Raw genomic sequence first — 13,912 nt, 5'->3', positions numbered from 1 at the left:
GAACGTGGACCCTTGCTCTTGAAACCGGGACGGTGCGTATGAGCGCGCGGCGCCAGCCGAATATCTTCAGCATCCCGCCTTCGGCGCCTTTCCTGCCGACCTTCGTCGATGCCTTGCTGGCGGGGCGGCTCGTTCCCGGACTGGACGCGGAAACCGACCCGCTCGCGCTGGCGCGCATAACGCTCTATGTGCCGACGCGGCGCGCCGCCCGCGCCCTGCCCGCATTGTTTCAGGCGCGGCTGGGCCGCAACGCGACCCTGCTGCCGGTCATCCGTGCGCTTGGCGATGTCGACGAGGACATTCATCTGCTGCGCAACGACGGTGCCGATCTCGATCTGCCGCCGGCACTCCCGGAGATGCATCGCAAGATGGCGATGGCCCGCCTTGTTCATGCCTGGGAGGGGGCGCTGCGCCGCGAGGTGCTTGAGCTGGGCGCGGATGCGGTCCTGCGCACGCCGGCATCGGCGGCCGACGCCGCCTGGTTGGCTGGCGACCTCCTCGCCCTGATGGACGAGATGGAGACGGAAGAGGTTCCCTGGAGCGGGTTGGCGCAGCTGGTGCCCGAGGACCATGCCCGCTATTGGCAGATCACCCTCGATTTCCTCAAGATCGCGATGACCTATTGGCCGGCGCATCTGGCCGATCGGGGCGCGATGAATCCCAAGGCCCGGCGGTCTGCCCTCATCCGCCGCGAGGCGCAGCGCCTGCGCGAAACGCCGCCTGCCGGCCCCGTAATTGTCGCCGGCGCGACCGGCTCCGTTCCGGCGACGGCAGACCTCCTGCGTGCCGTTGCCGACCTCGCTCAGGGTGCCATTGTCTTGCCGGGCTTCGATATGGAACTCGACGATCCGTCCTGGGAGGCGATCCTGGGGGGCGGCGGGGCGGAGGGCGATCGCGCAGGCAAGGCGGATGCGGGCGGGGTTCCCAGCCATCCGCAATACGGCATGGCCCATGTTGTCGTCGGACTTGGCGTCGCGCGGGCGGACATTGTGCCTCTCGCGGCCGGTTCCTTGCGCGATCGTATTGTCGGCGAAGCCTTGCGGCCTGCGGAAACGACAGATGCCTGGCCGGTGCTGGCGGCGCGCATCTCCGATGCCGAGCGCGCCCATGCCTTCGACGGTGTCGACCTTTTGGCCGCACGCAACGAGGCGGAGGAAGCGCTCGCGGTTGCAATCGTGTTGCGGCGCGCGGTCGCGGATGGCCATTCGGCTGCGCTGATCACGCCCGATCGAACGCTGGCGCGACGGGTCGCCATCGAACTGCGGCGCTGGGGTCTTCAGGCGGACGACAGCGCAGGCCGTCCGCTCGACCAGACCCCGCCGGGTGTGCTGGCCCGCCTTGCCGCGGGTCTGGCGCTTGACGGTCTCGAGCCGGTGCCATTGCTCGCGCTCTTGAAACATCCGCTCGTGCGCCTTGGTTTGCCGGCAAATGAAGTTCGTGCCGCCGCGAGGGCACTGGAACGTGCCGTGCTGCGTGGCCCGCGCGCGCGAAGCGGCACCTTGGGGCTGCTCGATGGCGTCCGCGCCGCGCGCGGTCTTGCCGAGGATGCGGGTGCCGGCGGGCGCATGCCGCGCTGGAAACGCCTGCATGGTGAAGACTGGGACGTCGTGGAAAATCTGGTTGTCCGACTGAGCGAGGCCCTTGCTCCGCTGGAAGGATTTGCCGTCGATGCCGGCGAAGATGCGGGCGCCGAAGCGGATGCCGTGACGCTGGCCCGGGCCCACGAAGAGGTGCTGCGACGCCTGTGCCGCAACGAGGCCGGGGATCACGGCGAACTCTATGCCGGAGAGGCGGGGGATGCGTTGGCCGCGGCCTTCGCCGAGATCTTCGATGCCAGCGAGGCCGGGCTCGCCATTCCGGTTCGTGACTGGCCGGACGTCTTCATCGCGCTCCTGTCCGGCCTGAACGTCCGGCGACGGTTGCCCGGCGATCCGCGGATCGCGATCCTGGGGCCGATGGAGGCGCGGCTCCAGCCCTTCGACGTCGTGGTTCTCGGCGCCCTCAACGAGGGCAGCTGGCCGCAGCGCACGCGCAACGACCCCTGGCTCAACCGGCCGATGAAGCGGGGCATCGGTCTCGACCCGCCCGAGCGTCGCATCGGCGCCGCCGCGCATGATTTCATTCAGGGACTGGGCGCCGGGAGGGTGATCTTGTCGCGCTCCGAGCGGTCCGACGGCGCGCCGACGGTGGCGTCGCGCTGGATTCTGCGCCTGACGACCCTTCTCGGAGGGGCGCAAACGCAGGCTATGCGCGCGCGCGGCGACCGGTGGCTGGCGCTTGCCCGCTCAATGGACCGGCCGGCCCATCCGCCGCAGCCCGCAAAACGTCCCGCACCGACGCCACCGGTCGCCGCGCGACCGGCGCGCCTCTCCGTCACGGCGATTGAAACGCTGATCCGGGATCCTTACGCGATCTATGCGCGCGACGTGCTCAAGCTCGACCCGGTCGATCCGATTGGCGGCGATCCGGGCGCCGCCGAAAAAGGCACACTGATCCACGACATTCTGGCGGATTTTCTCGAGAGCTGGAGCGACCGCGCCTTCGATGCGCAGGCGCACGACAGGCTTCTGGAAATCGGGCGGCAGCGCTTCGCGGTCGTCGACGCCTTCCCCGCGATCCGGGCGATCTGGTGGTTGCGCTTTACCCGCATCGCGGCAGCCTTTCTGCGCAACGAAGGCGCCTGGGCGGCCGAAATCGCGAAACGGCATCTGGAGATCGGCGGAACGCTCGACCTCGATCTCGCCCCCGGGCGCATCGTGACGCTGAGCGCAAGGGCGGACAGGATCGACCTGCGTCGCGACGGAACCTATGCGGTGATCGACTACAAGACGGGACAGGCGCCGAGTGCGAAGGAAGTGGCCGCACTGCTGGCCCCGCAGCTGCCGCTGGAAGCCGCGATGGTCACAGGCGGTGCATTTCCCGGCGTCGATCCTTCCGTTCCGGTCGGCAATCTCCTCTATCTGCGCCTGGCTGGCGGGCGGGTGCCTCTGGAGGTCGCCGAGCGTGCGCCGAAAGAGGGGGAGGTGGACGCACTGGCTGCCGAGGCTCTTGCGCGTACCAAATCTTTATTTGCCGGCTATGAAAACCCGCAAACCGGATATCTTTCCCGCGCCCGGGTGATGAAGGAGCGCGAGTTTGCCGCGCCCTACGATCATCTTGCCCGCGTTCGCGAATGGGCTCTCGACAGCGGAGAAGACCGGTGAGCGCAATCGAGATTCCAGCGGCCACGCGTGAGCGGCAGGGCCTTGCCGCCGACCCGTTGCGTTCGGTCTGGGTGAGCGCAAATGCGGGTTCGGGAAAAACCTTCGTGCTGGCGCGGCGCGTCATTCGCCTTCTGCTCGCCGGCACGGCGCCCTCGCGGATCCTGTGTCTGACTTTCACCAAGGCGGCGGCGTCTGAAATGCAGACGCGCGTGTTCGAGACGCTGGGAAACTGGACCGGATATGACGATGCGCGGCTGAGCGAGGAAGTGCGAGACATCGAGGGCAGTTCCCCCGATGCCGCGCGTCTGGCCCGGGCCCGGCATCTCTTCGCCACGGCACTGGAAACGCCCGGCGGTTTGAAAATCCAGACGATCCATGCGTTTTGCGAGGCATTGCTGCACCAGTTTCCGCTGGAGGCCAATGTCGCCGGGCATTTTTCCGTCCTCGATGACAGGCAGTCGGCCGACCTTCTGGCCACGGCCCGGGCGCAGGTTCTGGCGCGCGCCGAACGCGATCCCGACAGCCCGCTCGGTCGCGCGCTGGTTTTCCTGATTGCGGAACTGCCCGACAAATCCGTTGAGAGCGCGCTGGGGGAGCTGGTGGCAAGGCGCGACCAGTTGCGGCGTTGGTTGCAGCATGCCGGCACGCCGGACCTGGCGCTGAAGGAGTTGCAGGCGCTGTTCGGTCTTTCGCAGGACGAGACGCTGGAGGCCATCGACGCAAAGCTGCAGGCGCAGCGCAGCATCGACGATCCTTCGGCAATGCGGATTGCCGAGGCGCTGGAGAGCGGAAACGCCACCGACGCCAAACGCGCGCAGAAGATCCGGGCAGCCCTTGCCTGCGGCGATCCGGACACCTGGCGCGCGCTTTGGCTGTCTGTTTTCCTGAACAAGGACCTGTCGCCGACGAAGGCGCTTGCCGGCAAGGCGGTGGCGACGGCGGATCCGTGGGTCGTCGAGCGCCTGCAGGGCGAACAGCAACGGCTCGTGGACCTCACGGAGCGGCGGCGCGCCGCCTACACGCTTGCAGGAACGGACGCCGCGCTGCGTCTCGCGGATGCGATGCTGCAGGCCTATGAACGCGAGAAGACGCGTCGCGGTCTCATGGACTTCGAGGACCTGATCGTGCGCACCGCGAGCCTGCTGTCGCGCGCGGATGCCGCCCTTTGGGTGCAATACAAGCTCGATCAGGGGCTCGACCACATTCTGGTCGACGAAGCGCAAGACACCAGCCCGCACCAGTGGCAGGTGATCAAGGCTCTGGCCGAGGAGTTCTTTGCCGGCGCCTCCGCGAATCCGCGCACGCGAACGCTCTTTGCGGTCGGCGACGAAAAACAGTCGATCTATTCGTTCCAGGGGGCGGTGCCGGCGTATTTCGCCGAGATGCGACAGCACTTCGAGCGGCGCGCGCGCGATGCGGAGACGGCCTTTTCCAGGGTCGAACTGACCCTGTCGTTCCGCTCGCGTCCCGATGTCCTGTCGGCGGTCGATACGGTCTTCGCCGACCCCGCAGTGCACCGGGGCCTGGCGCAGGATCCCGCTCCGCCCGTTCACGAAGCCGTCCGGCGCAACGAGCCGGGCCATGTCGAGATCTGGCCGCCGGAGGAGGTGGATCCGGTCGAGACCCCCGACGACTGGACGCAACCGGTGGACCGGCTGTCCGCCGGCAACGCGATGATCCGCCTTGCCACCCGGATCGCGGCAACGATCGAGGCCTGGCGCGAAACGGGCGAGGCCGATCCCGAGGATGTTCTGGTTCTCGTGCGCAAGCGCGGGGCCTTCGTCGATGCACTGACCCGCGCCCTGAAACAGGCCGGGGTTCCCGTCGCAGGCAGCGACAGGCTCGTTCTAAACGAGCATATCGCGGTGGAGGACCTGATTGCGCTTGGCCGTTTCCTCCTCCTGCCGGAGGACGATCTCTCGCTGGCGGCGGTTCTCAAGAGTCCGCTGTTCGGTCTCGACGAGGAGGCGCTCTACCGCATTGCACGACCAGACGGCACCCAGTTGAGACGCGGCACGCTGTGGCAGTCGCTGGTGAGATGCGCGGAGACGGATGCAGGGCTGGCTGCGGTGCGAACCCGCATGGAGGAGCTGCGGTCCCGGGCCGATTTCATGCCGCCTTTCGAGTTTTTCTCCAGACTTCTGTCCGCCGATGGCGCGCGCGCCGCCTTTCGCGCGAGGATGGGCACCGAAGTCGATGACGTCCTCGACGAGTTTCTGGCGCTGACCCTGACTTTCGAGCAAACCGGAACGCCCGGTCTCGAGGGCTTTCTCGCCTGGTTCGCGGCCGCCCCGACGCAGGTCAAGCGCGAGCTCAATGCGGCGCGCGGCGTCGTCCGCATCATGACCGTGCACGGCGCCAAGGGGCTGGAGGCGCCGCTCGTGATCCTGGTCGACAGCGGGGCCGCGCCGGTGGTCTCGCAGCACGACCCGGCATTTCTGGCGCGCGCGCGCGGCGACGACGCGGCCGCGCCCCGGGCGCTTGTCTGGTTGCCCCCCAAGGCGTCGCGCACCGTCTGGCACGACGAGGCGCTGGCGAACCTGAGAACGGCCGCGGAGGAGGAGTATCGACGCCTGCTGTATGTCGCCATGACGCGGGCGCGCGACCGGCTGGTCGTATGTGGCTGGTCGCCGGCGAGCGGGCAGAAGGACGGTTGCTGGTATCGCATCGTCTCGGCCGGTCTCGATCCGGGCGCGCGCGACGGCGTGACGGCGACGGGCGATCCCTGCCGGGTCTGGCAGGCTGCCGGAACACAGGCGCCCCCGCCCGTCCTCGCAGCGCCCGCACCTCAGGCAGCAGCCGGCCCGGGCGCGCCCGACATTGCGCCCGGCTGGTTGCACACGTCCGTTGCGCCGCTCGTCCGGCCCCGGCGGCTGCAGCCCTCGGCCGCCTTTGAGGAAATGGAGACGAGGGACGGTCCCGCCGACCTGGCGCCCGCCCAGGAGCTCGCCGTTGCCCGCGAGCGACAGTCCTTTGCCCTGGCGCGGGGGCGCCATCTTCACCGCTTGCTCCAGCTCCTGCCGGACCTCGATGCCGATGACCGTCTCGCCGCCGCGATGCGCTACCTTGAGGCAAGTCTGGCGCCGGAGTTTGCGGAAAACGCGGATGTCCTTGCACGCGAGGCCTGTGCGGTCCTGACGGAGCCGGGGTTTGCGGAGGTCTTTTCGACCCGGGCCCTGACCGAAGTGCCCGTGGTCGGTCGTCTTCGCCTCGACGACGGCAACACTGTCGAGGTCTCGGGGCAGATCGACCGCCTTTGCGTGACCGGGACCGCGGTCCTCATCGTCGATTTCAAGACGGACCGTTTCGTCCCGGCCCTGTCGGATGGTCCCGGCGAGGCGTATGTCGCGCAGCTGGCGGTGTATCGTGCGCTGTTGCAGGATATCTATCCCGGACGTCAGGTGCGCGCGTCTTTGCTCTATACGGCCGGGCCGGTTCTGCGGGAAGTTCCGCCGGCGGATCTCGACGCCGCTGTCGCGGCCTTGAAAGCGCAGTCCGGCGGATCGACGCACGGATCGCTCGCTTGACGCGGGCGGGCCGGCTTCCTACGTTCAGCGCAACGAAGAATGCAGTCGCATTCGTGATTTTGGAAAGGGCGAGAAATGGCCACCGCAGTCGTAACAGATGAATCCTTTGAAGACGATGTCCTGAAGGCCTCTGGCCCGGTCGTCGTCGATTTCTGGGCGGAATGGTGCGGCCCCTGCAAGATGATCGCGCCGGCGCTCGAGGAGATTTCCGATGAGATGGGCGAGGCGGTGACGATCACCAAGCTCAACATCGACGAAAACCAGAACATCGCCATGAAGTACGGTGTCCGGTCGATTCCCACGCTGATCATGTTCAAGGACGGTGAGCCGATTTCCACGCAGATCGGTGCCGCTCCGAAGAACAAGCTGGCGGACTGGATCAAGACATCGTCCTAGGGCATGCCCGTTTCGATGCGTGCGAATCGGCATCGGGCTGCGTCGCATTGAAACGACCAGGGTTGCCCCTTTGCGGCCCTTGGTCCAGGAACCGGTGACACATTTACATGAGCGCACCCCGTGTCTGACCGGATAGCGATCTGGACACGGGGTGCGCGGCGTTTTAAAGGCGGTTCTCGTCGCGGCCGGTTTGGCACTGGGCGCGATGGAACACGTCAGACAGTTTCGGGCAGATCATGAGCGACACCAGCAAGAATCCGAATGACACTCCGGAAGACATCGCAGCCGCGGAGGCGCGGGCGCATGAGGCGCATGCCAATGCCGATGGCGGTGTGGAGAACGAGGCCGAGGGCGATCGGGTGGAGGCACTGCAGAGCGAAAACGCCGAGATGAAGGACCGTGTGCTGCGGACCATGGCGGAGATGGAAAACCTCCGTCGGCGCACCGAAAAGGAAATCCGTGAAAGCCGCCAGTATGCGGTCGCGAATTTCGCGCGCGACATGCTGGGCGTTGGCGACAATCTGCGCCGGGCGCTTGACGCGGTGTCGGAGGATGCCCGCGAGTCGGCCGACGAGGCGATGCGCGTGCTGATCGAGGGCGTCGAACTGACCGAGCGCGAGATGCTCAACCAGCTCGACAAGCACGGCGTCAAGAAACTCGAGCCGGAAGGCGAGCGCTTCGATCCGAACTTCCATCAGGCGATGTTCGAGGTTCCCAACACCGAGGTGCCGAACAACACTGTCGTGCAGGTTGTCCAGGCCGGCTACATGATCGGCGATCGCGTCTTGCGGCCCGCCATGGTTGGCGTATCGAAGGGCGGCCCGAAGGAGCGCAGGTCAGATGCGCCGCAGGGCGAGCCGGGCGCGACCGTCGACAAGACGGCGTAGGTTCCCGCAGGCCGCTACGGCAGGCAGGCTCGGAACGACAAGGACGATGGGGCCCGACAGGCCCGGATGAAGACGCGGCGCCTCGAGTGACCGCGTCTTTTTAATGGGTGCCGACGACCGGGGCAGCTTTGCTTTCCGGCGTCGTCTCTACACTGTCCGCCGGGATATGCACGGGAGGCCGGAACATGGCCACAATGCTTCAGCTTCTCGATTTCTTCGGCGTCGCGGTGTTTGCCGTGACCGGGGCGATTGTCGCCTCGCGGCTGAGGCTCGATTTTCTCGCCTTTGTCTTCTTCGCCGTCTTTACCGGCGTGGGCGGCGGCACCTTGCGTGACCTGGTTCTGGGCGTGCCGGTTTTCTGGGTCGACAATCAGCTTTATCTTCTGGTGTGCACTGGCATTGGCGGCGCAATGTGGTTGGCCGCCGCCTGGGTGGAGAAGGTGGACCGTCCGCTTCGCTGGGCGGATGCGATCGGCGTTGCGGCCTATTCGGTCATGGGCGCGGCCAAGGCCCTGTCGCTCGGCTATCCGGCGGCCGTCGCAATCTTCATGGGGGTTGCGACAGCAACCTTTGGCGGGATCATTCGCGACACCATTGCGGGTCAGCCATCGGCGCTGCTCAAGCCGGAAATCTATCTCACCGCCGCGTTTGCGGGCGCGGGCACCTATGTCGTGTTGACCGCGCTGGCCGTTCCCTCCTGGCCGGCGGCCCTTGCGGGCGTTGCCTGTGCGCTGCTGTTGCGCGGTGGAGCGATCGTTCGCGGATGGTCGCTTCCTCCTTATGCGCCGCCGCAAGACCCTTCCTGACGACGATCCGGCAATCGCCCGGCGGAGCTGGTGCGAAGGATGACATGCGAAGCGCGCCGTCTTTCACTATGATGCGGGTGTCGCATGGAAACGCCGCACGCAGGGCGTGTCACGTCGCGTGCCGCCTTGACTTGGGGGACCGCATGGCCGTCACGCATGGCATGTATTACTGGAATGAACTGCTGACGCGCGATCCGGAAGGGGCGTCACCGGACGGCTGACACCGGTCGAACCTGCCCAGGCTGCGGCCTCATGAACGGGATTGCCATGGGCTGAGACGGATTGCGTCTCGCCGAGTTGCGGAAGGGCAGGAAATGCAGGCGTTTTTCCGGCTTTTTGCGATGACGACGACACGCAATGCGCGTCGGGCCCAAAGGACATGAAACTGGTCTTGCAAGCGGCATCGTCAGCGCGCGGATCCCGGGCAACCAGCCGGCTCGGCGTGCCCGTCCATGCAAAGCGCCCTCATTTTCAAGGCCATGTCAGCCCTTTGTACGGGGCGACACCCTAGGCTGCGTTGCGCGAGGACGCCGGCGACGGCAGGGCCGATCCCTTGTTGGCGGGTTCGTGCACGGCCTTCAGCCGGTCGGCCTCATCGTGCCAGCGGTTGGCTTCGCGACGCTTGACGCGCGCTTCCTTGCGCCATTTGCCCTGACCGGCCCAAGAGGCGATCCCGCCGATCAGAACGCCGAAGGCGACGGCGGCGAAAAGAAACCAAAACAGCGGCGCATTGAGGCTTACGGCCGGGTCGGCGGGCGAGAAGGGGTCGAGCGAGAGCGTCACCGGATCACGATTGGCCACCGCCAGTGCGATGAGCACGATTGCGATCGGTATGAGTACCAGATTCTTGATCAACCGCCGCACGGTCTGTTCTCCCGCATTTGATACATCACGCCTGCGCTTGTCCCGGGGTCATCCTGATAGGCCGATGCCTTCGTCCGGAGGTCGCGCCTCAATCCTCGGAGCCGTCCCCGTCGTTCAGACGCTCGCGCATTTCCTTGCCGGTCTTGAAGAACGGCACGTATTTCTCGTCCACGTCGACCTTTTGGCCCGTGCGCGGGTTCCGCCCGGTGCGTGCGGGACGGTTCTTCACCGAAAACGCCCCGAAACCGCGCAGCTCGACGCGGTTCCCGTTTCGCAGCGCGTTTGTGACCTCGTCGAGGATGGCGTTGACGATGTTTTCCACGTCCCGCTGGTAAAGATGCGGATTTTGTTCGGCAATCCGCTGCACCAGTTCTGACTTGATCATTCCCGTCCCCCAGGGCCACTGCTTGCGTCCGACGCGTTTTGAGCGTGCCAAACGGATACCAGACCGTCAAGCGTAACTCCTTCCGGCACAAGCGCTCTGGTGGCGCCTAGCGCTCCAAGAGCCGCCTCGCCGATCCCCTGGCCCAGCGCATGCGACATCCGGGCGGCGAAGGGCAGGTCGTCGTATTCCTGTGGCACGGCCCATGTGACGACCGGAAGTTCGGTGGAGATATCGTGTTCGGCCTTGAGCCATGCCTGCGCGGTCTCCTGCCCCCCGATCGCGTCGACCAGATTGAGCCGCTGCGCGCGTTCGCCGGAAAAGATGCCGCCCTGCGCGATCCCGCGGACTTCGTCATCGCTCATCTTCCGGCGCTCCGCGACACGCTGGAAGAACCAGTTGTAGCTGTCGTCGATCACGTTCTGGAGGTTTTCACGCGCGGCCTCGGGCGTGTCGGAAAAGAAGTTCGGCTCGGCTTTCAGGGGGCCGGAGCGCACAACGTCGACCTTGACGCCCAGAGAATCGAGCAGACCCTTGATGTTGCCGAACTGGATATAGACGCCGATGGCGCCGGTCAGCGAGGTATGCCGGGCAACGATGTGATCGGCCGCAATCGCCGTCATATAGCCGGCCGAGGCGCCAAGCGTGCCGATGGTGGCGACGACCGGCTTTGTCTCGGCGACTTCTCGTATCTTCTGGTAAAGCGCCTCGCCGCCGACCGTTGAACCGCCTGGCGAGTCGATATCCAGGATTACCGCCTTGACCTGGTCGTTTTCGGCAATGGAGTCCAGCAGCGCAAGTCGCCGCCTGTCATCGACGATCACGCCTTCGACGGAGACGCGCGCAACATGTGCGGAGCGTTTCGAATAGGACCCGAAACCACCGCCCCAGCCGATGACCCCGGCAAGAGCGACTAGCGCGACAACAAAGGCCGCGATCCGCCAGAACGTGACTTTGCGGCGCAGGCGACGGCGGTCGACGATGGCGTCGGCATCGAGGGACATGGACGAAAAGCCTTCTGTCTGGTCGTCGGAAGCCTATGGCTACATGCCTGCGCTCCGGATGGAAAGCCCGGATGCGGACTGAACCCACATTCCTGTCGGCGGGATCCGGTGGTAGGACAGGGGCCTGCATTGCCGGTCGCCGCGCCGGTTTGTCAAAAGGAGAGTAGCAACAGTCATGTCCGCGATCACCCTTGCCACTTTGAACCGGCTGAAGACAGAGCGGAAACGCTTTTCCATGTTGACCGCCTATGATGCCTCTTTTGCCGCGACGGCGGCGCGGGCAGGCGTTGCGTCCGTACTGGTGGGCGACAGCCTGGGAATGGTTGTTCAGGGCGGGTCCTCGACCGTTTCCGTGACCCTTGAGGACATGGCCTATCACACCGCCTGCGTGGCGCGCGGTGTCGCCGGGGCCGGCAAGGCGGCCCCGCTGATCGTCGCCGACCTGCCGCTTGGGACCTACTACACCGCCGAAGATGCCGGGCGCAACGCGGCCTGCCTGATGCGGGCCGGTGCCAATGCGGTCAAACTGGAGGGCGGCGCCTTTCTGGCCGAGACCGTCCGCTTCCTCACGGAGCGTGGCGTGCCGGTCTGCGCGCATCTGGGTCTGACGCCGCAAACCGCGGATATGCTCGGCGGCTACAAGGTTCAGGGGCGCGACGAGGCCGCCGCCCGCCAGATCCAGGATGATGCCGTTCTGCTCGAGGCGGCAGGTGCGCGCCTGATGGTGCTGGAGTGCGTGCCCGATGCCGTCGGCGCGGCGGTGGCTGCCGCGCTTTCCATCCCCGTCATCGGCATCGGTGCGGGCCCGGGAACGGATGCGCAGGTGCTGGTGATGCATGACATGCTGGGGGTATCGCCGGGGCGCAAGGCGCGCTTCGTCAAGGACTACATGGCGCAGGCCGGAAGCGTCGAGGCGGCGTTTCGCGCCTTTGCCGAGGAGGTCGAGACGGGCGTCTATCCCGCGCCCGAGCACTGCTACGGGTAAGCTGTGGCCTGTTTCGGACGCTGAAACAGGAAAGCCCGGCCAACTGGCCGGGCTTTCGTTTTTTCGCGGGTGCGCGCCGGTGAGGGCGCGGCCGGCCGATCAATCGTCGGTGTCGCGCGCCTTGTTCAGGGCCGCACCGAGAATGTCGCCGAGCGAGGCGCCGGAGTCCGACGAACCGTACTGCGCGACGGCTTCCTTCTCTTCGGCGATTTCCAGCGCCTTGATGGAAGCGGTAACGCGACGGGTCTTCTTGTCGAACTGCGTGATGCGCGCGTCGAACTTCTCGCCGACCGAGAACCGCTCGGGGCGCTGCTCGGAGCGTTCGCGCGCAAGATCCGCACGACGGATGAAGGTGGTGATGTCGGAATCCGTGATCTTGGCTTCCAGACCGCCGTCCTTCACCTCGAGAACCTCACAGGTCACGATGGCGCCCTTGCGCAGTTCGCCGGCGGCAGCCGTGTCGAACGGATCACCGCCCAGCTGCTTGATGCCGAGCGAAATCCGCTCCTTGTCCATGTCGACGTCGAGCACCTGGGCGCGAACCATGTCGCCCTTCTTGTACTCTTCGATGACCTGCTCGCCGGGACGGTTCCAGTCGAGGTCCGACAGGTGGACCATGCCGTCGACGTCGCCGTCGAGACCGATGAACAGACCGAACTCGGTCTTGTTCTTGACCTCGCCCTCGACCTCGGTGCCCGTCGGGAACTTCTCGGCGAAGGCCTCCCACGGATTCTGGAGCGTCTGCTTCAGGCCGAGCGAGATGCGACGCTTCACCGGATCGACTTCCAGGATCATCACTTCCACTTCCTGCGAGGTGGAGACGATCTTGCCCGGATGGACGTTCTTCTTGGTCCAGGACATTTCGGAAACGTGGATCAGGCCTTCGATGCCCGGCTCCAGTTCCACGAATGCGCCGTAGTCGGTGATGTTGGTCACGCGGCCGGTGAACTTGGCGTCGACCGGGTACTTGGCCTCGATGCCGTCCCACGGATCGGCTTCGAGCTGCTTCATGCCCAGCGAGATCCGGTGCGTTTCCTGGTTCACGCGGATGATCTGGACCTTGACGGTCTGACCGATCGCGAGAACCTCGCTCGGATGATTGATGCGACGCCATGCGATGTCGGTGACATGCAGCAGGCCGTCGATGCCGCCAAGGTCCACGAACGCACCGTAGTCGGTGATGTTCTTGACCACGCCTTCCATGACCTGGCCTTCCTCGAGGCTCTGCACCAGCTCCGAACGCTGTTCGGCGCGGGTTTCCTCCAGGACGACACGGCGGGAAACGACGATGTTGCCGCGGCGCTTGTCCATCTTGAGGATCTGGAACGGCTGCGGCGTGTGCATCAGCGGCTGGACATCGCGCACGGGGCGGATGTCGACCTGGCTGCGCGGCAGGAAGGCCACGGCGCCGTCGAGATCGACGGTGAAGCCGCCCTTGACCTGATTGAAGATCTGGCCGCTGACCTTCTCGTTCGCCTCGAAGGCGGCTTCGAGACGGATCCAGCTTTCTTCGCGGCGGGCCTTGTCGCGCGACAGCACGGCTTCGCCGAGCGCGTTCTCGACGCGCTCAAGGTAAACTTCGACGGTGTCGCCGACGGACACTCCGGCATCGTCGCCATCGCGACCCTTGATGCCGAATTCCTTCAGCTGGATGCGACCCTCGACCTTGAGGCCGACGTCGATGACCGCAAGGTCTTTCTCGATCGCGACAACCTTGCCGGTGACCACGGAGCCTTCCTGCAGCTCCGTCTCTTCGAAGCTCTGCTCCAAAAGAGCGGCAAATTCATCGCGAGTGGGGTTCAAACTGTTCATCGAAACTCCTGGCAGCCAAGTTTGGCTCGTCGCCGGCGGGTTTGTG

Annotated in this window: 10 protein-coding genes; 6 read left to right on the top strand and 4 right to left on the bottom strand. The window is 66.0% G+C overall.

The window, feature by feature from the left end; translation table 11 throughout:
* Positions 1-38: 38 nt before the first annotated feature.
* From addB to G572_RS0106165, 5 genes are all read left to right on the top strand, one after another.
* A complete protein-coding gene (gene addB / locus G572_RS0106185) occupies positions 39-3,203 on the top strand; it encodes a double-strand break repair protein AddB (RefSeq protein WP_029057721.1) in 3,165 nt (1,054 codons plus the stop codon).
* The gene (addA, locus tag G572_RS22805; RefSeq protein WP_208979047.1) at positions 3,200-6,730 is read left to right on the top strand and encodes a double-strand break repair helicase AddA; all 3,531 of its coding nucleotides are present in this window, start codon (positions 3,200-3,202) and stop codon (positions 6,728-6,730) included. The genes addB and addA overlap by 4 nt, the downstream gene beginning before the upstream one ends.
* 75 nt (positions 6,731-6,805) lie before the next feature.
* The gene (trxA, locus tag G572_RS0106175) at positions 6,806-7,126 is read left to right on the top strand and encodes a thioredoxin (RefSeq protein WP_029057720.1); all 321 of its coding nucleotides are present in this window, start codon (positions 6,806-6,808) and stop codon (positions 7,124-7,126) included.
* A 236-nt stretch (positions 7,127-7,362) separates the two neighbouring features.
* The gene (gene grpE, locus G572_RS0106170) at positions 7,363-8,013 is read left to right on the top strand and encodes a nucleotide exchange factor GrpE (protein WP_029057719.1); all 651 of its coding nucleotides are present in this window, start codon (positions 7,363-7,365) and stop codon (positions 8,011-8,013) included.
* Positions 8,014-8,198: 185 nt separating this feature from the next.
* Positions 8,199-8,819: a trimeric intracellular cation channel family protein gene (locus G572_RS0106165; protein WP_037545954.1), complete on the top strand. Its 621-nt coding sequence runs from the start codon at positions 8,199-8,201 to the stop codon at positions 8,817-8,819.
* Between the two features lie 507 nt (positions 8,820-9,326).
* Here the strand turns inward: G572_RS0106165 and G572_RS0106160 are convergent.
* From G572_RS0106160 to sppA, 3 genes are all read right to left on the bottom strand, one after another.
* Positions 9,327-9,683, bottom strand: coding sequence for a LapA family protein (locus G572_RS0106160; protein WP_029057717.1), 357 nt, complete (start codon positions 9,681-9,683; stop codon positions 9,327-9,329).
* Between the two features lie 88 nt (positions 9,684-9,771).
* Positions 9,772-10,068 carry an integration host factor subunit beta gene (locus G572_RS0106155; RefSeq protein ID WP_029057716.1) on the bottom strand — a complete coding sequence of 99 codons (297 nt, stop codon included), beginning with the start codon at positions 10,066-10,068 and terminating at the stop codon, positions 9,772-9,774.
* The gene (sppA, locus tag G572_RS0106150; protein ID WP_029057715.1) at positions 10,065-11,069 is read right to left on the bottom strand and encodes a signal peptide peptidase SppA; all 1,005 of its coding nucleotides are present in this window, start codon (positions 11,067-11,069) and stop codon (positions 10,065-10,067) included. Before sppA ends, G572_RS0106155 begins: the two co-directional genes overlap by 4 nt.
* Before the next feature lie 175 nt (positions 11,070-11,244).
* Here sppA and panB point away from each other — a divergent pair, with 175 nt between their 5' ends.
* Positions 11,245-12,054, top strand: coding sequence for a 3-methyl-2-oxobutanoate hydroxymethyltransferase (gene panB, locus G572_RS0106140; protein WP_029057714.1), 810 nt, complete (start codon positions 11,245-11,247; stop codon positions 12,052-12,054).
* 99 nt (positions 12,055-12,153) lie between these two features.
* On the opposite strand, the gene rpsA is transcribed toward panB, so the two are convergent.
* Positions 12,154-13,866: a 30S ribosomal protein S1 gene (gene rpsA, locus G572_RS0106135; protein ID WP_029057713.1), complete on the bottom strand. Its 1,713-nt coding sequence runs from the start codon at positions 13,864-13,866 to the stop codon at positions 12,154-12,156.
* Between the last annotated feature and the right edge of the window lie 46 nt (positions 13,867-13,912).

The organism is Stappia stellulata DSM 5886 (assembly GCF_000423705.1).
Taxonomy (GTDB): Bacteria; Pseudomonadota; Alphaproteobacteria; order Rhizobiales; family Stappiaceae; genus Stappia; species Stappia stellulata.
Note: the sequence above shows the minus strand (reverse complement) of the source record. Positions and strands in the feature narration are given on the sequence as shown.

Coding starts and splice junctions, on each gene's coding strand:
- panB (WP_029057714.1), top strand. CDS start 11,245: ATGTCCGCGATCACCCTTGCCACTTTGAACCGGCTGAAGACAGAGCGG.
- rpsA (WP_029057713.1), bottom strand. CDS start 13,866: ATGAACAGTTTGAACCCCACTCGCGATGAATTTGCCGCTCTTTTGGAG.
- sppA (WP_029057715.1), bottom strand. CDS start 11,069: ATGTCCCTCGATGCCGACGCCATCGTCGACCGCCGTCGCCTGCGCCGC.
- trxA (WP_029057720.1), top strand. CDS start 6,806: ATGGCCACCGCAGTCGTAACAGATGAATCCTTTGAAGACGATGTCCTG.
- G572_RS0106165 (WP_037545954.1), top strand. CDS start 8,199: ATGGCCACAATGCTTCAGCTTCTCGATTTCTTCGGCGTCGCGGTGTTT.
- grpE (WP_029057719.1), top strand. CDS start 7,363: ATGAGCGACACCAGCAAGAATCCGAATGACACTCCGGAAGACATCGCA.
- G572_RS0106155 (WP_029057716.1), bottom strand. CDS start 10,068: ATGATCAAGTCAGAACTGGTGCAGCGGATTGCCGAACAAAATCCGCAT.
- addB (WP_029057721.1), top strand. CDS start 39: ATGAGCGCGCGGCGCCAGCCGAATATCTTCAGCATCCCGCCTTCGGCG.